Annotated in this window: 7 protein-coding genes; 1 reads left to right on the top strand and 6 read right to left on the bottom strand. The window is 69.7% G+C overall.

Annotation, left to right across the window (positions count from 1 at the left end; genetic code table 11):
- Positions 1 to 3: 3 nt before the first annotated feature.
- The 5 genes from EJO71_RS00955 to EJO71_RS00935 are packed head-to-tail and all read right to left on the bottom strand — an operon-like array spanning position 4 to position 5549.
- Complete coding sequence (locus tag EJO71_RS00955; RefSeq protein ID WP_093200018.1) at positions 4 to 1017, bottom strand: ABC transporter ATP-binding protein; 1014 nt, start codon at positions 1015 to 1017, stop codon at positions 4 to 6.
- The gene (locus tag EJO71_RS00950) at positions 1014 to 1925 is read right to left on the bottom strand and encodes an ABC transporter permease (RefSeq protein ID WP_125947227.1); all 912 of its coding nucleotides are present in this window, start codon (positions 1923 to 1925) and stop codon (positions 1014 to 1016) included. The genes EJO71_RS00955 and EJO71_RS00950 overlap by 4 nt, the downstream gene beginning before the upstream one ends.
- Entirely contained in the window at positions 1922 to 2899 is a 978-nt protein-coding gene (locus EJO71_RS00945) for an ABC transporter permease (RefSeq protein ID WP_125947228.1), read from the bottom strand. The genes EJO71_RS00950 and EJO71_RS00945 overlap by 4 nt, the downstream gene beginning before the upstream one ends.
- A gap of 32 nt (positions 2900 to 2931) precedes the next feature.
- Positions 2932 to 3960, bottom strand: a complete 1029-nt coding sequence (locus tag EJO71_RS00940) for a M14 family metallopeptidase (RefSeq protein WP_125947229.1) — start codon at positions 3958 to 3960, stop codon at positions 2932 to 2934.
- On the bottom strand, positions 3957 to 5549 hold the full coding sequence (locus EJO71_RS00935; protein ID WP_125947230.1) for an ABC transporter substrate-binding protein: 1593 nt from the start codon (positions 5547 to 5549) through the stop codon (positions 3957 to 3959). Before EJO71_RS00935 ends, EJO71_RS00940 begins: the two co-directional genes overlap by 4 nt.
- Before the next feature lie 169 nt (positions 5550 to 5718).
- On the opposite strand from EJO71_RS00935, the gene EJO71_RS00930 reads away from it, so the two are divergent.
- Positions 5719 to 6594: a helix-turn-helix transcriptional regulator gene (locus tag EJO71_RS00930; RefSeq protein ID WP_125947231.1), complete on the top strand. Its 876-nt coding sequence runs from the start codon at positions 5719 to 5721 to the stop codon at positions 6592 to 6594.
- Positions 6595 to 6636: 42 nt separating this feature from the next.
- On the opposite strand, the gene EJO71_RS00925 is transcribed toward EJO71_RS00930, so the two are convergent.
- Entirely contained in the window at positions 6637 to 16452 is a 9816-nt protein-coding gene (locus EJO71_RS00925; protein ID WP_125947232.1) for a DUF4781 domain-containing protein, read from the bottom strand.
- Positions 16453 to 16561 lie beyond the last annotated feature (109 nt).

Genomic DNA, 16561 nt, shown 5'->3' with positions numbered 1-16561 from the left:
GTGTCAGTTCGCAATCGCACAGGGAGAGGGCAGGGGCGCCGGGTGGAAGCAGCGCAGCCTGCGGCCATCGAGCGCCACCAGCGGCGGCTCGTTGCGGCAGACCACGTCCGCGCTGGCGCAGCGCGCCTGGAATGCGCAGCCTTGCGGCAGCGCGAGCAGCGAGGGCGTCATGCCCGGGATCTGCTGCAGCGGGCGTCCGCGCGGGTTGCGCGACGGCGCGCTCGCTATCAGTCCGCGCGTGTACGGGTGGCGCGGCCGGTCGAGCACCTCGGCCACGGGGCCCTGCTCGACGATGCGCCCGGCATACATCACCGAGACCGTGTCGGCCAGCCCCGCCACCACCGACAGGTCGTGCGAGATCCAGATCAGCGCGGTGCCCGAGGCGCGGCACAGGCTCTGCATCTGCGCGAGGATCTGGCCCTGCACCGTGACGTCGAGCGCCGTGGTCGGCTCGTCCGCGATGATCACGTCGGGCTCGTTGAGCAGCGCGATCGCGATCGCCACCCGCTGGCGCATGCCGCCCGAGAACTGGTGCGGATAGGCCAGCAGCCGCTCGTGCGGCGACGGGATGCCGACCTTGGCGAGCGCCGCGGCGGCGCGTTCGCGCGCCACGCGCTCGCTGACCCGGTGGTGCGCGCGCACCGCCTCGATCATCTGCGTGTCGATGCGCAGCACCGGGTTCAGCGTCATCATCGGATCCTGGAAGATCATCGCGATGCGGTTGCCGCGCACGCCCTGCAGCGCGCGCGGCGACAGGCGCCGCAGGTCGAGCACCTCGCCGTTGCGCGGCGCGAGGCGCAGCCGGCCTGCGACAACCTGGCCCGGCGGGTCGATCAGCCCGATGAGCGAGTAGCCGGTCATCGACTTGCCCGAGCCCGATTCGCCGACCAGGCCCATGATCTGGCCGCGCTCGATCGAGAACGACACGTCGTCCACGGCCTTGACGATGCCGGCGCGCGTGGCGAACTGCGTCTTCAGGCCCTCGACGAGCAGAACGGGTTGAGATGCGCTCGTCATTGTTTCTGCAGCCTCGGGTTCGACACGTCGCGCAGCTGGTCGGCCACGAGGTTGATGGCGAGGATCGTGAGAAGCAGCAGGACGCCGGGGTAGAGCGACATCCAGTACTTGCCCGCCAGCAGGTATTGCTGGCCGTTGGCGATCAGCAGGCCGAGCGAGGGCTCGGTGATCGGCACGCCCAGCCCCAGGAAGGACAGCGTGGCCTCCAGCGAGATCGCGTTGGCCACCTGCAGCGCGGCCACCACGATCACCGGCGGCAGGCAGTTGGGCAGCAGGTGCCGCAGGACGATGCGCGCATCGCTCAGCGCCAGGCCCTGCGCGGCCTCGATGTATTCCTTGCGGCGCTCGACGAGCGCCGCGGCACGCACCGTGCGTGCGTAGTAGGCCCATTGCACCGCCACCAGCGCGATGGCGACATTGCCGACGCCCGGCTTGAGCACGGTGACCAGCACCAGCGCGACCAGGATCGCGGGAAACGACAGCTGGATGTCCACGATGCGCATGAGCAGCGCATCGAGCCGGCCGCCGGCGTAGGCTGCTAGCAGGCCCAGCGTCGCGCCCAGCGACAGTGCCGCGAGCGTGGCCACCACGCCGATGCCCAGCGAGATGCGCAGCCCGTAGAGCATGCCCGAGAGCATGTCGCGACCCTGGTCGTCGGTGCCCAGCAGGTAGAGCTTGCCCTGGCCGGCGGCATCGTTGCCGCCGTGCGAGCCCGGCGGCAGGCGCGAGTCGAGGATATTGAGCTGCGCGAGGTCGTACGGGTTCTGCGGCGCGAGAAGGGGCGCGAACAGCGCGGCGAGCATCAGTGCCAGCAGCACGGCCGCGCCGAGCACGGCGAGCCTGGAGCGGGCGTACTGCCGCAGCAGGCGGCGCAGGGGGGATTCGTCTTCTTCGAACATGGTCGTCATGCGCTTTGTTCGTCGAGCCGCACGCGCGGGTCGAGGCTCGAGTACGCGATGTCCACGAGCAGGTTGAGCAGGGTGAACATCGACACCACCACCAGCAGGTAGGCGACGATGACCGGGCGGTCGAGCGAGCCGATCGACTCGATGATCAGCTTGCCCGCGCCGGGCCACACGAAGATGGTCTCGGTCACGGCGGCGAACGCGACCAGCGCGCCGAACTCCAGCGCCACCACCGTCACGATCGGCACGAGGATGTTCTTGAGCACGTGCACGCCCACCACGCGCGCCGGCGAGAGGCCCTTGGCGCGGGCGTACTTGACGTAGTCCTGCGTCAATGCCTCGTGCGTGCTGGCCCGGGTGAGCCGCGTCACCAGCGCGAGCTTGAAGAGCGCGAGGTTCACCGCCGGCAGCAGCAGGTGCTTCCAGCCTTCTACGCTGAAGATCGACAGCGAAAGCCCCAGCACCTCGCGCGTCGGCCCGCGTCCGCCCGCGGGCAGCCAGGCCAGCTGCACCGCGAACACGACGATGAGCATCAGCCCTACCCAGAAGGTCGGCAGCGAGAAGCCCAGGATCGAGCCTGTCATGATGCTCCTGCCGATCCACGAATGAGGCCGCAGGCCGGCCCACAGGCCGAGCGGCACGCCCAGCGCGATGGCGATCAGCATCGCGACGCAGGCCAGCTCGAGCGTGGCGGGAAGCCGCTCGAACACCAGCGAGATCGCGGGCACGCCGTGCACGAAGGAGTTGCCCAGGTCACCGCGCAGCGCGTGCTGCAGGAAGTTCCAGTACTGAAGCGGCAGGGCCTGGTCCAGGCCCATGGCCTGCACGAGCCGCGCGCGCTCGGCCTGATCGGCATCCATGCTGATCAGGATGTCGGCGGGATTGCCGATCAGGTAGACGCTGGCGAACACCAGCATCGACATCGCAAGCAGCACGCCGACGCTCTGCGCCAGGCGACGAAACACATAAACCAGCATGAAGGTCCTGTATCGAAGGTTGTGCGTGCGGCCTAGAGCGCGTGTGCGGGCACGCGTTGCATCAGGTAGCCGAGGCAGTCCTGGCGAATGGCGCGCAGGTCGCGCGTGAACATGGCGGCGACCGCGTGCGTCGAAAGGCAGACGTCGGCCCCCTTGCGAACCAGCATGCCGGCGATCGCCTCGCCGTCGAGCCGGTAGGCGCGAAGCGGTTCCGCGTCGGGGTGCGACAGCGTGGTGGCGATCACGTGGCCGGGCTCGAGCGCGCGGAAATTGAAGGACTCGATCTCCGGCGGCAGCTGGAGGTCGGCGGCCTGGCCGTCGCAGCTCAGCGTGAGGCCCTCGGCGACCTTGAGCATCGCGAAGGCCTGGTAGATGTCGATCGCCTTCGCGTCGTCATGGGCAGTGCCGTCTCCGAAGTCGTCGGCGAGGCAGCGTTCGATGAGCGTCGCGGCCTGTGCCACGCCCTCGGCGTTGCCGATCTCGCCGCATTCGCAGCACACCGTCGGGCAGATGGGCGTGAACGCGGCGCCCAGAGATTGCGGCGCCTGGATGAGCACCGCGAGCGGCGAGAACATGCGCGCGAGCCGCAGATGCTCCGCGCCGGTAGAGCTCAGGCAGGAATAGAGCGGATTGCGTCCCGAGTTGTTGTGCAGGTCGATGGCCAGGAAAACCTCGCGCTCGCGCATCGCTTCCATCACGCGCGCCGCCATGCGCTGGTGCGGTGTGGCCGGAGCGGCACTCGGCCAGATGCGGTTGTAGTCAGGCTGGTCTTCCAGTCGGCGCACGCCGGCGCGCGCGGCCTCCACGTTGCCGACGAAGATCGAGAGGGCGCGCGGCAGTGGCCGGTTTCCGAACTTCGCGAGCACCGATTGCAGCGCCAGCAGGCCCGCGTCCTCGTTGCCATGCAGCAGCACCGAGACGAACACCGGCCGGGGCCGCAGGCCGGGCAGGTGGATCAGCGTCGGTGCCGGCAGCACCTCGTGCAGCGTGCGCGCCGAAGCGCCCATGAACGCGGGCGGCAGGTGGTCGAGCACATGCGGCAGGTCGGACATGTCGCTCACTTGCGGTCCTCCGCCTCGGCATGGACCTGCTGGGCCTGCGTGAACTCGTCGACGCGCGGCACCATCGTGAGGCCCTTGCGCGCGGCCCAGGTCGAGACCTGGTGGTACAGCGGAATGATCGCGTAGTCCTTCTTCAGCGCGAGCGCGGTGGCGTTGCGCAAAAGGGCTTCGCGCTTCGCGTCGTCGACGGTGTTGAGCGCTTCGTTCAGCAGCGCATCGAACTGCGGATTGCTGTAGCTGCTCCAGTTGGTCGCGCCCATGCCGCGCTCCTTGTCGGGTGTGGCGAGCAGGCCGCGCAGCGCGCCCGAGGGCTCGCCGCCGCCCACGCCCCAGCCGAGCAGGCCGAAGCCCAGTTCCTTCTTCGAGGCGCGTCCGACATAGGTCGCCATCGGCGAGACCTGCACCTTGGTCACGATGCCGCCTCGGGTGAGCATCTGGCCGATGGCCTGTGCGACCTGCTTGTCGTTGACGTAGCGGTCGTTCGGGCCGAACAGCGTGAGGCCGAAGCCCGCGGGATAGCCTGCCTCGGCGAGCAGCTGGCGCGCGCCCTGCACGTCGACGGCATCGGGCTTGAGCTCGGGGTTGAAGCCGAACATGCCGTTCGCGGCCAGGTTGCCGGTGGGCACGCCGAGCTGGTCGAGCACGCGCTCGGCCAGCACGCCGCGATCGATCAGCTTGGAGATCGCCTGGCGCACGCGCGCGTCCTTCAGCGGATTGCGATCGAGCGGCTTGCCGTCCTTGTCGGTGACGAAGGGCGAGGTATCGCGATGGTCGGTGTAGAGGAACATCACGCGGCTCGACACCTTGGTGAAGACGCTCAGGCTCTTGTTCTGGCGGAACTGCGAGACCAGGTTGGCCTGCACGTTCTCCACCAGGTCCACGTCGCCCGACAGCAGTGCCGACATGCGCGCCGATTCGGCCGGCAGGGCGCGCAGCGTGACGCCGGACCACGCCGGCTTCGGTCCCCAGTACCCGTCGAAGCGCGCGAACTGCACGCCGGTGCCGGGCGTGAACTTCACGAGCCTGAAGGGGCCGGTGCCGGCCTGCACCTTCGCCTGGTTGAAGTCGTCGCTGCTGGCCTTCTCGGCCGACTTGCGCGAGACGATGAAGATGCGCGTGAGGTCGTTCGGCAGCAGCGGTGCCGGCGTGGCGGTCGTCAGCTGCAGCGTGAGGCGGTCGACGACCTTCTTGCCCGTGATGGAACGCGTGTAGGCGGCGAACGAGCTCGGGCTGTTGACGATGGTCGCGGGGCGCTCGAGCGAGAACACCACGTCCTGCGCGGTGAGCGGGCTGCCGTCGTGGAACTTCACGCCGTCGCGCAGCTTGAACTCCCAGGTGGTGTCGTCGACGGCGCGCCACGAGGTCGCGAGCGCGGGTGTCAGGCGTGCGTCGGCGTCGAGCGCGACGAGGGTTTCGTAGGCGTGGCTCACCACCGCGCTGATCGCATCGTTGTTCACGAAATGCGGATCGACCGATGAAGGATTGCTGCTCAGCCCGATACGCAGTTCCTGCGCATTGGAAAGACATGCAAGGCATGCGAGAAGCGCGCCGCACAGCAGCGCGCGCCAGTGACGCAGGGTCGGTCTCATGGGTTCTGTCTCCGTTGGAATTCCGGTTGTCGCAACGGTTCGGGATTCATAGAATCCAGCCCGCCATCGACACACATTCATGCGCTTGAATCGTTGGATCCGTGGGCGCAAATCGATGCCGGGACATTAGCAAGCGGCGGCTTTCCCGCCATGTAGATTCTTAGCTTCCATGGAACTTCTTGCATCTTCCTATTGGCGCGACAAAGAGTTGGCAGGCCTGCAGTTCACCGCCAACCGGTTCGTTCAACGAGAGATCCGGGCGCACCGGCATGGCGGCTACACGCTGTCGGTTTCCGACACCGAGTTGCATGTGAGAACCAGCGCCGGCGTCACCGTGGTGCCCCCTGGTGCGCTGCTGCGCATCGGTCCGCAGGTCTGGCACTCGATCAAGGCGCGAAGCACGCCCTGGCGCGAGGACGCGATGTACTGCAGCGTGGCGGTTGCACGCTGCGTGAACCCGGTGCCCGAGGCGGACGAAGGCGTGCACGGGCCCGAGCCCGAACCGGTCTCGGTGTTCGCGTGCGAGCCTTGGGGGCGCGAGTTTGCGCAGTGCCACCGGCTGCTGCACGAGATCGCGGACACGGGCCGCGAGGACGCGGGCATCGCGGCGCGCGCACTGGTGCGCCGCCTGCTCGCGCAGTGGATCCCGCTGCAAGCCGGCAAGACGACCGAGTCAGGCGAAGCGGACGACCGCCTGCGCCGCTCCTACGGCCTGATCGCCACCGGCTTCCAGCAACGCCTGACGCTCGACGACCTTGCCGAGGCGGTCAACTGGCACCCGATCCATCTGCATCGCCGCTTCAAGGACGCGTGGGGCTTCACGCCGCACGAGCTGCTGGTGGGGCACCGCATCGAATACGCGCGCGACCTCATGGCCGGCGGCGCCCGCGTGACCTATGCGGCGCACGCAGCCGGCTTCAGCGACCAGAGCCACCTGCACAAGACCTTCATGAGCACCTATGCGGTGGCACCGAGCGAGTACCGGCGGCTGTCGGCGCTCGATGCGCTGCAGCCGCCGGCGGCGAGGAACGGCATCGTCGACTGATGCCGCGCGACCCCACGCGGCCCCGCACGGGTCGCGTCCACGTCAGGCGAGCAATACCTCCGCCGCTTTCGTACGCTGGGAGTGGCCCGGGTCGACGTTGAGGAAGTTCGACAGCGCCGGGTTGACGGGCTGCAGCGGGTCCTGCGCGGTGCCCGCATCGAGCATCGCCTGAAGCTCGACGGCCGTGGGCTGCATCGTGTCGACGATGAAACGCACGCCACCATGCTGGGGAGGCGTGGGCTTCGGATTCGGTGTCGGGTTGGGCGTTGTCGTCGACTTGGGTATCGGTGTCGGAGTGAACGTCAGGGTGGGGGACGGGGTCGGCACCGGCGTGGTCGTCTGCGAAGGAGTGGGCGTCGGTGTGGGTGTGGGTGTGGGTGTAGGGGCCGGCTGCTGCGGCTTCTTGTTCTTCTCGTGCATCGACCATTCCTCGGCCGCCACCCGCGCGGCGACGGCCACGCCGAGCAGCACCAGCGGCGCCGCGCCGCGGCGGATCCAGCCGTGCGAGGTCTCGGTCGGATTCGTCCTGGCCTCTCCGAGCGGGGCGTTGAAGTAGTTGGTCAGGCGCGAGTGGTAGACCATCGGGCCCATCTGCCGGTTCGAGCGGTACTCGTCGATGTAGTCCTTCTGCGTGCCGCGGAAGATGCCTATGTCGCTCGCCACCTTCACCAACTGCGGTGTCGCGAGGTCCCATTGGCCGGCGCGTATGTACATGTAGGCCTGGATGCTGTCGGAGATCGTCAGGCCGATGGTTCCGCTGGAGTCGCCCCACGACGAGAACTGCGCCAGGCGCTGCGTGAAGGTGCGCTTGACCATCGGGCCGCCGTCGGGTGCCACGCCGTCGTGCGTGACCGCCTTCGGGTTGCCCAGGCCGATGAGGACGCGCCTGAACCACGAGTAGCCGTTGGTGGCCTTGTAGACCGGCAGCGGATTGCCGTCCTTGTCGAGCGGCGCCGTGGTGGCCTTGGGCGGCGGCGTCTCGCCGGCCTTGGGTACCGGGGCCTTGGTCGATCCGCGCTCGCTCATGACATGCCCGCTGCGCGCCTGCGCGATCGATGCGTAGCGGTTCGCCACGCTGGCGCCGAGGCCGGTGGCGTTGCCCACCGCATAGTGCAGGCTGCCTTCGTTGCCGATCCACTGGCGCACGCCGTCGAGCGTGGTGATGTCCCAGGTCCACTGGTGGCTCGGCGCGTCGAAGAATGGGTTCAGGTACAGCCGCGTGCCCGCCGAGTGGCTCAGCCCGAAGCTCAGCACGCGTGCGCCGAACAGCGCGCGGCCCACCGGCGAGTTCGGCGAAGTGAGCTTGCCGGGGCTCTGGTCCAGCACCGCGCGCGAGCGTTCGTCCGACGGGTTGGCGCGCAGCGTTTCCGTCGCCATCGCGATGGTCTGGCGGTCGGCCTTCGGAATGCCGCGGAATGCGCCGCGGGCGCCCGTGGTCTGGCGCGCGACGGTGTCGAGCGGAATGCCCTCGAGTGTCTTGAGAGCGGCGTTGACGTCGCCGCTCCTGGTCGCCATGGTCTGCACTGCCTCGCGGTAGCGCGCGCGGTCCGCGCCCGGCACGTTGCGCAGCAGGCGCCCGCGCACGAATCCCGCATGCTGGGTGCCGCGTCCCACTTCCGGTGCGGTCATCAGCAGCGCCGCGGCCTGGGTGTCGCGGGGGTTTGCGTTGAAGGCCTTCAGCGCCTGGGCGTAGTCGTTGCGAAGCGCCGGCGGTATCCGGTTCAGCCAGCCGCGCTTGCCGATCACCGGACGAGCGCTGCGCTCGATGGCGCCTTTGTAGAGCGTGTCGAGGGCGGTTGTGCTGTCGGGGTTCCTCGACAGGATCCTCAGCGCCTTGGCATAGTCGTGGCGGTCCTGGATGCCGCGCCGCGCCGCGTGCCAGCTGTCGAGCTGGCTCTTGAGCTGGAACAGCGAGGCCTCGCGCTTGGCCGGGTCGGCGATGTTGCCGATCAGCGCGAAGGTGTCCTGGTCCTTGGGGTTGAGATACTTCTGCAGCCGGATCTTGCCGCCCTGCTTCAGGCCCGCGATGCTGCCGCGGTAGAAGAAGGCTTCGTAGGCGTAGCGAAGGAACACGGCGCGCGCACCGACGTAGCCGCCGAGCGAAGCGCCGGCGACGCCGAGCGCCGGGTTGGTCATGTGCAGGCCCAGTGCCGCGCCGCCGAAGCGCACGGCGCCATAGAAGGCAGCGCCGGTGCCGACCATGTAGCCCACCGACTTGAGGAAGATCTTCCTCTTCTGCGCCGGCGTCATGACCTGATCGTTCTTCTCCATCGTCTTGTGCGGATCGACGAAGACCTCGCCGGGCTTCGGCGCATGCGCGGCCTGGCGGTTGCTGATGCTGACGGGATGTACCGCGCCGTCGGGGCGCACGCCGACGATGCCGTCGACCTGCGCCTGGGTGAAGCGTCCGGTGGCCGCGACCTGGGCCATCTCGGTCTTCGGGCCGATCAGCCGCACCACGCCCACGAGGCTGCTGCCTTCGGCGTTGGCATGCGCGGCCGCCGCTGCGCGCGCGCTCTCGAAGCTGGAGTACACGTGCGAGCGGCCGAGCAGCGGGAAGGTCGCATCGGGCGCGCCCTGGTTGAGGCCGGCCGCGTCCTGGGCCAGGACGTAGCGCCCGCCGACGTAGTCCGGTGCACCGATGAACGAGGGCTCCTTGCCGCGCGCCCATTGCACGAAGCGCGTGCGCAGCGGAACGTCGCGCGCGGCATGGCCGTCCGGCGAGCCGGCGCTTGCGAGGTAGTGCGTCTGCTCGACGTCTTCGGGTGTGGCCGGGGCCTTGCTCGCCTGGAGCTCGCGCAGCGTGGCCGGGCCCGCGTAGGCCGGGCGCGGCTTGGTGTAGTCGCTGCCCCCTTCGAGCAGCGCGTCCATGTCGGGCTCGACCATCGCGAGGCCGGTGGATTCGCCTGCCTGGTGGTTGGCCGCCGCCGTGCTCGGAGCCGCCGGCGCAGTCGCGCCTTCGCGCCATGCAGCCGAGCGCACGTTCGGAATGCCGATGGGCATCGGCTGGCCGTCCGCGCCGACGTGCACCGAACCCATGATCTCCTCTGGCGTTGCGCGGCCGCGCTTCGTCAGCGGCGCCATGCTGCCGTCGGGATGGATGCGGTACACCCACGCGCCGCCCTTCTGCTGCGCCGCGGCGGACGCCTCGGCGAAGGTCCCGAAGGTGTTGTTGCGCTTGGCGCGCACGCCGGTGCCGCCATACATGGTTTCGCCCGGCGCCATCGGATGAACCGCGAAGCGCACGTTCGAACCCGCGGCGGGATCCTCGGTGATGCGGGCCGTCACCGCGGCCTCGTCGGGCGAGGGCTGCAACGGGCGCAGCCCCGAGCCGGGCTCGCTCGCGCGCTGGTGGAACGCGACGAGCCTGTCGCCGCGCAGCCCGATCTGCAGCCAGCTGCGCCCGGTGCCGAGCGTGGTCGGCGGCAGGGGAGCGCCGTGCGCATCCACGCCGGTGGCGGCGGGGTCCCTCGGCAGGCCGCCCGTCTTGACGGAGGGCGTGTCGGTGTCGCCGCGGCCGGTGCCGGCGGTGCGCGGCCGCTCGGGCGCGATCGGTCGTGTCGTGCGCGGGGGCTCCGGCATGGCGGATGCGGCGCGCGGCGCGGCGGGTTGCGCACCGGCCGGCTCGATCGGCAGGCCCGGGCGAAAGCGCGCGTAGACCGGCGTGCCCTGCACCGCGATGTCGTCGTAGACGGTGCGCCCGTTCTCGCGGATTCCGACGATGGGCAGCGACTGCAGCGGCTCGGCCTTGAGCGCGCCACCGTTGTAGGAGCTGCCTTCGTTGCTCAGGGAGATGCGCCGGGTGTAGAGGGAGCCCGGCGCGTTCGCGTCGCGGTTGTTCATCATGACCGACTCGGTTGCCGCGTACACGTCGTGGCCGAGCAGCGTTGCCAGGCGCTGCGCCATCGGCACCGCGCCGTCCCCGCTGAGGCACGACAGCATCAGCACCGGCTGGCCGTGATAGTTCTCGTGCGCGACGATGGCTCGCGCCAGCCCCTCGGCCGTGAGCGGATTGCCGCTCGCGTCGTTCATCATGCCTTCGAGCCCGTGGCCGTTGACCGCGAAGTAGCCCTCGGGGATAGGGACCGCCTCGCTGCCCGGCTGGCCGTCGCTGCGCGCGGCGCGCTCGCCCGGCGCGAAGATCTCGAGGTCGGCCACGCGGCGGCGGAAGGCGTTGATCCCCATCTCGCTGCGGCCGGACTGCGTGTTGAGCAGGTCGACGCGCTGGCCGTTGGCGCTGGTGTAGATCAGCGGCTGGCCCGGCGCATAGCCCTCGGGGTAGGCGATGCGCAGGGCGGGCCTGCCCGGATGGGCGGTGACCTGCGTGGCCTTCGCGGGGCCGCCTTGCGTGGTTTCGACCTTCACGGTGGCCATCACGGCCGAGGGCGGGACGCTGCCGTCCGGCGCGATGCTTGCCGCGTGCACGATCGCGATCTCGTCGCCCAGTGCGACGAAGCCCTCTGGCTGCACCGTCGCGAGCGCTTCGTCGAGGGTGGCGTAGTGAGCTGGCAGGACGCCGGAGAAGTCGCCGCTGTTTTCGCCCCGTGCATGGTCGCTGGCGCGCTGCGCGGCACTGGGGCTGTCCGGGCCGGCGGGCAAGCCGTCGCGATGCGCGGCGAAGACGAAGCCGCTGTCGTCAACGGTGCGCGGATAGACGTAGTAGCGCACGCCCTCGGCTTCGCCGCCGGCGGCGAATACGGTGAGAAGCGAATCCGACCAGTTCGTCTGGCCGAGACGGCTGGTTGCCGGCAGCGGATAGCTCGTGGGCCCGCCCAGCTCGGGGTCCTGTGCCGGGCTGTAGACGGCGAAGCTGCCCTCATCGCCCTTGGCGGGCGACGCCGGCGTGGACTTCACACTGACCAGATCCTTCGTGCCTGCGCTTTGCTTCAGCCCGATGCGTTGCGCCGAGCGCACGAAGGGTGCGTTGGCGCGCGGTGCATCTTCCGCGATGTTCGAGCCCGGGTCCGAGCGTTTCTCCTGGGGACTGCGTGCGCCCGTCGGTGTGCGCGCGGTTCCCGGGGCATCGGCGGTATCGCCCGCGCGTCGCACCGAGGCCATGACCGGGTTGAACGAGACATCGGTCACGATGGACGGCAGCGCCGCCGGACCGGCCACGTCGGCGGGCACCGTACGCGGCGTCGTGGGCCATGCGACGCTCATGCGCGGAGGCTCGCGGAACGGCGTGAGCGCATCGGGCTTTGCCGTTGCGTCCGCCGGCTTGGCGGTGCCGGCCGTATCGGCAACATCGACCGCATCTACGGGCTTGGGCGACGCGGATTGCGCCGGCCGCGCGGGCGCGGCCGCGTCGGTGGGCGTCGTGTTCCGCGCCTCGTCGCCCACCGTGCCGGCCGGCCGGTTCGCGACCGCGGGCCGCGCGGTGTTCGTGGACGGCGGCTTGATCGCGTTGTGCACGCGCACGTAGCCCTTGGCGAAGATCGGCGAGGCAAACCCCGCGGCGTTGACGCCGAGCATCATGATCTGCTGCTCGCGCTCGGCCGGGCTCATCTGGTCCCAGTTCTTCACCAGCGAGTGCACGCCTTCCCCGGTGGCGTAGGCACTGCCGAGGCCGAGCGGCTTGGAGGCCATCGCCGCGGGCTTGCCCCAGGCCTGGGCAGTCTTCGCGTAGCGCGCGAAGTCGGCCGCGCGTGCCTGTGCCGTCACGGCGTCGCCGGCGGCTTCCGCGGCGGTGGCCGCCTTGGCGGCCCGGCCTGCGCGCAGCGCGGCCATGGTGGCGCGCGTGGAGGCGCCTACCACCGGCACGCTGACCGTCGACAGGCCGAGGTTCAGCCAGTCCATGCGCGCCTGCTCGCTGTTCGCCGGATTGATGCTCTGGCCGTGCGCGCTGAGCTTGTTCAGGTCTTCGACCGAGGTCGCGACGCCGTAGCCGGCCGCGAGCACGGTGAACGCTCCGGCCGCCAGCATGACGCCCGGCGCCGCGAGCGTGCCGAAGGAGCCCACCGTCAGCGCCACGCCGGCCACCAGGCCGACGCCGGCAACCACCATGTCAAGGTGGGTCGCGCGCCGGAAGGTCTCCCATCCGGTCTCGGTGCGCGCGTCGCCGGCGAAGAGCTTGACGTTGCCGTTCTGGTCGAGCGAGTAGCTGGCATCCTCGGGCGTCACGAGCTTCACGCCCTCTACCGGCAGGCTGTTGCTGGCGCGGTAGTCCGTGAGGTTCTTGTAGGTCCAGGCCTGTTCGTCGACGAGCTTGGTCTCGCCGGGCTTGTCCTTGCTCTCTACCTTGAAGATCGCCGTCTTGATGATGCCGCCGTCGTCGCTGTCGAGGGCGTAGACGACGGGCAGCACGGTCACGCGCGCGTGCTCGCCGCCGACTTCCACCACCTTGTCGACCATCTTCGAGAGCAGCTCCTTCTGCGCGTCGCCGAGGTTGCCGAAGAGGCGCTGGTTCTGCCGGATGCGCTCGCTGTCGGCCTGCGTCGCGGCGTCGAGCGAGCGGCTGGGGTTCCAGCCGAGCGCGAGGCCGATCTCGTTCTCGAGCTGCGTGCGGCTCTTCATCTCGATCGGGCCGCCGCCGTACTGCACGAACTGGTCGTTCATGATGGCCTGCGCCATCACCTGCGGGTTCTGCTCGAACAGCCGGTAGAGCGCGCGCTTGTCGTCGCGCTGGTTGAACGGCAGGTTCTCGATGGTGAATTTCTGCTGCTGCGCGTAGGCGTTGTCGCGTGCGCCGGCGGCCTGGTAGCGCACGGCCGTGTCCGATTGGGTCTGCGCCGCCTGCAGTGCCTTCCATGTGTCGCTGCCGGTTTCGGCCAGGCCGGGGTTGGCACTCTTCCATTTCTCGTGCGCCGACTTCGCGGCGGCAAGATCGCGCGCCGCGGTGTCGGCGTGGAACTTGTTGACGGAGCTGAGCCAGTCCTTGCGCGCGGCGTCGGCCTTGTCGCGCGCATCGTCGGCGGTCTGCTGCGGCGAGGTGGCGTAGCACATCAGCGCGCGGCCCGCGCGCGTGTCGGCTTCGATGCGCTGGCGCGCGTGGTTGGCCTCCTGCCAGGCGATCGCGGCATCGACTGCGGTCTGTTCGTTCTTCGCGATGGTGACGCGCGCCTTGGCATCTTCGAGTGCGTTGCCCAGTGCCGTGCGGTCGCCTGTGCCGGCGTTGTAGTCGGCCTGCGCTTTGTCGAGCGCGGTGGTTGCGTCGGTGAAGTTCTTGTCCACCGTCTTCTTGCGCGGCGCGAGGTCGTCGCCGAAGTTCAGCGTGGGCACGGGCTTGCCGTCGGGCCCGAGCGACGGCTGTGCGCCGGGCTGCGGCGGCGCGTCGGCCGCGGCCTGCGCCAGGCGCTTCTCGACGTCGGCGCGCGCGCCGCGCGCCTTTGCCAGGTCGCCGTCGCCGAACTCGGAGGTCTTCCACCGTGCGGCCGTGGCGGGGTTCATCTTGTAGGTGCCGGCGCGCACCGAGAAGTCGACCATCTTGCCCTGGTCGGACTGCTGCCAGCCGAAGACCTTCGAGTCCTTCTTGATCGTGACGTTGTAGCCGCCGTTGCAGTCCGCGTGCACCTCGATGTCGTCGGGCGAGAGGCCGCGCGGCAGGCCCTCGGCACTGACCTTGCCGTCATCGCCGCGCTTGATGTTCCAGGTCGGGTCGTAGTTCTTCGGGTAGACGTCGCCGGTGGTCGACTTGTCTCCGTTCATGAACATCGTCAGCTGCGGCTTGGCGAAGGTCGTGCGGTCGTACTGGTAGCGCGCGGCATACCAGGCGCGCTCGGCATCGATCTGGCCGAGCTGGGTCTCGATGTCGCGTTTGGAGAGGTCCAGCGCGTCGAGCTCGTCGAGCGCCTTCTGCTGCTCGGCCCCGGTGGCCTTGCTGCCGGGCTCTGTAAGCGTCTTCACCTCCGCGGCCTTCTTGTCGTAGGCCTCCTTCGCCGCGGGCAGCTGCGTCTCGCGCATCTTCTTCTCGTCGTCGGCCGAGAGCTTCGGCTTCGCGGCGTCGGCCTGGCGCTGGGCCTCGCGCGCGGCCACGCGCAGGTCATCGAGCTTGCCGCCGTCCACAGGCTTGCCCGCGGCCTGGTCGCGTTCGGCCGCGCGCAGGTCCTGCATGGCCTTCAGCGCATTGGCGTCGGCCTGCGCGGCGCGCTGCTGCTCGAGCGCCCGGCCCAGGTCCTGCGGCCGGGCGTTCGCGACGGCGTTGTTGGCGTCGGTCAGCCCCTGGTTGATCGTGTCCGCGCGATCGAGATAGCCGGCCTCGTCGAGCTTGGCGCGGCTGCCGTCGGCGCCGCCGAAGAGGTCGTCCTTGGCCGCGTTCAGCGTGGTCGTGGTCTGGTCGTTGCGGGCCTTGGCGGCGTCGTGCTTCTCGTTCGCGGCGTACAGCGCGGCTGTCAGGGGATCGAGCTCGGTCTTCTTGTCGCCGTCGACGTAGAAGTACTTGCCGTCGATGTTCTGGACCTTCTTGCCTTCCTCGCTGCCGGGCTTGGCCCAGAACGCGGGATCGTAGCCGTCGGGGTCGATGTTCCGCGTCGTGGTCTTGTCGCCATCGTGCTCGGTCACCGTGACGCGGGCGGGGCGCTGCAGCGATGCCGCACTCCATGCGCTCTCGGCGTCGGTTTTGGCGTTCTCGGCGTCGCTGGCCCCGAGCCCGGCGTCGAGGTCGTCGCTCAGCGCGTGCATGTAGCGCTGGCCCTGCTGCGCATCGCGCAGGGCAGCGTCGGCCTTCTGGATCTCCTTGGCATCGCCGCCGGCCACCGCCTGGTCGTACTTGAAGCTCAGCTCCTTGACCTCGGCGTCGGCAACGCGCGCGTTGTAGTCGGCATCGACCGTGCCGAGGGTGTTCGTCTTCGGGTTCTGCGGGTCCGACGGGTCGGTGGTGCCGAAGGCTTTCTCGGCGCTCTGGAGTTCGGACTTGGCGCGGTTGGCCACGGCGCGCAGGCGCTCGGCTTCGGCCTTCGCGTTCTGCCGGGCGGTGATGATCGTGTCGTTGCCGCCGCCTTCGGTGCCGAAGCCGGCGGCGTATTTCTCGGCCTTGGTCGCGGCGGCGTCGGTGTCCTGCGCCTGGCTGCGCGCATCGGCCACGCGCGCCTTGCCCGCCTGGCCGGCGTCGTATTGCTCGCCGCGCAATTGGCGCACCTCGGGCGAGTCCGCGCGCACGCCGTCGCGAGCCTTGTCGATGTACTTGCCGATGCTCTCCGGGTCGAACACGCCGCCCTTGTCGAGCGCGTCGTGGGCGTCGGCCGCCACCTTGTCGATGGCGTCGTTCGGGTCCTTGCCTTCGGCGATCGCCTTGAGGCTGGCCTTGCGCATGTCCTGCTCGGCGGCCTGCAGCCAGTCCGTCATGGCGGTGTCGACCGCGGTCTTCTGTTCCTTGGTGCCGTCGCCGCCGTTCGCCTGCGCCTTGAACACAGGCTTGGCGGCGGTCTGTGCCTTGTCGAGCAGGTCCTGCGCGCCCGGGCTGGTCGCAGGGGCCTGGTCCTTGGGCTGGTTGGCCGGTGGCTCGAAGATGGCGTTCATCTTCTGCGCCGCGTCGACCTCGCCCTGCGCGGCGCGCGTGGCTTCGGAAGGGTTGTTGTCCGCACGGCGCTGCCGGATGTCGTCGAGCTTGGCATCGGCGAGCGTGGACTGCTTCTGCTTGAGGTTGCTCGCCGCTTCCTGCTTGAGCGCATCGCGCTCGGCCGCGTCGCTGGCACTGCGCGCCTTGGTGGCTTCCTGCTGGTCGGCTTCGGCCTTGCTCTTCTCGGCCTTGGCTTCGGCGGCTTCCGCGGCCTTGCGCGCTTCCTCCGCCTTGCGGCGCGCCGCTTCGGCCTGCTTGCGCGCTTCCTCGGCCTGTCGTCGTGCCTCCTCGGCCGCGCGCTTCGCCGCGGCTTCCGCCTGGCGCCGCAGTTCTTCGGCAGCCCTGGCGGCCGCCAATGCCTCCATCGCCGCCTGTGCGGCGGATTGCGTTCCCGACCCATCGCTGCTGACTGCTAGAACCATAAGACCCCGGATGAAGTTGCAGATTGAAAGAAGGGCGCGCGGAACAGCCCGG

It is taken from the genome of Variovorax sp. 679, from assembly GCF_003952185.1.
Taxonomy (GTDB): domain Bacteria; phylum Pseudomonadota; class Gammaproteobacteria; order Burkholderiales; family Burkholderiaceae_C; genus Variovorax.
The sequence above is the reverse complement of the archived record's forward strand: the minus strand, read 5'-3'. Positions and strand labels throughout refer to the sequence as shown.

Bases quoted from the DNA above. Each gene is read 5' to 3' on its own strand.
- EJO71_RS00955 (WP_093200018.1), bottom strand. From the start codon at position 1,017: ATGACGAGCGCATCTCAACCCGTTCTGCTCGTCGAGGGCCTGAAGACG.
- EJO71_RS00950 (WP_125947227.1), bottom strand. From the start codon at position 1,925: ATGACGACCATGTTCGAAGAAGACGAATCCCCCCTGCGCCGCCTGCTG.
- EJO71_RS00945 (WP_125947228.1), bottom strand. From the start codon at position 2,899: ATGCTGGTTTATGTGTTTCGTCGCCTGGCGCAGAGCGTCGGCGTGCTG.
- EJO71_RS00935 (WP_125947230.1), bottom strand. From the start codon at position 5,549: ATGAGACCGACCCTGCGTCACTGGCGCGCGCTGCTGTGCGGCGCGCTT.
- EJO71_RS00930 (WP_125947231.1), top strand. From the start codon at position 5,719: ATGGAACTTCTTGCATCTTCCTATTGGCGCGACAAAGAGTTGGCAGGC.
- EJO71_RS00925 (WP_125947232.1), bottom strand. From the start codon at position 16,452: ATGGAGGCATTGGCGGCCGCCAGGGCTGCCGAAGAACTGCGGCGCCAG.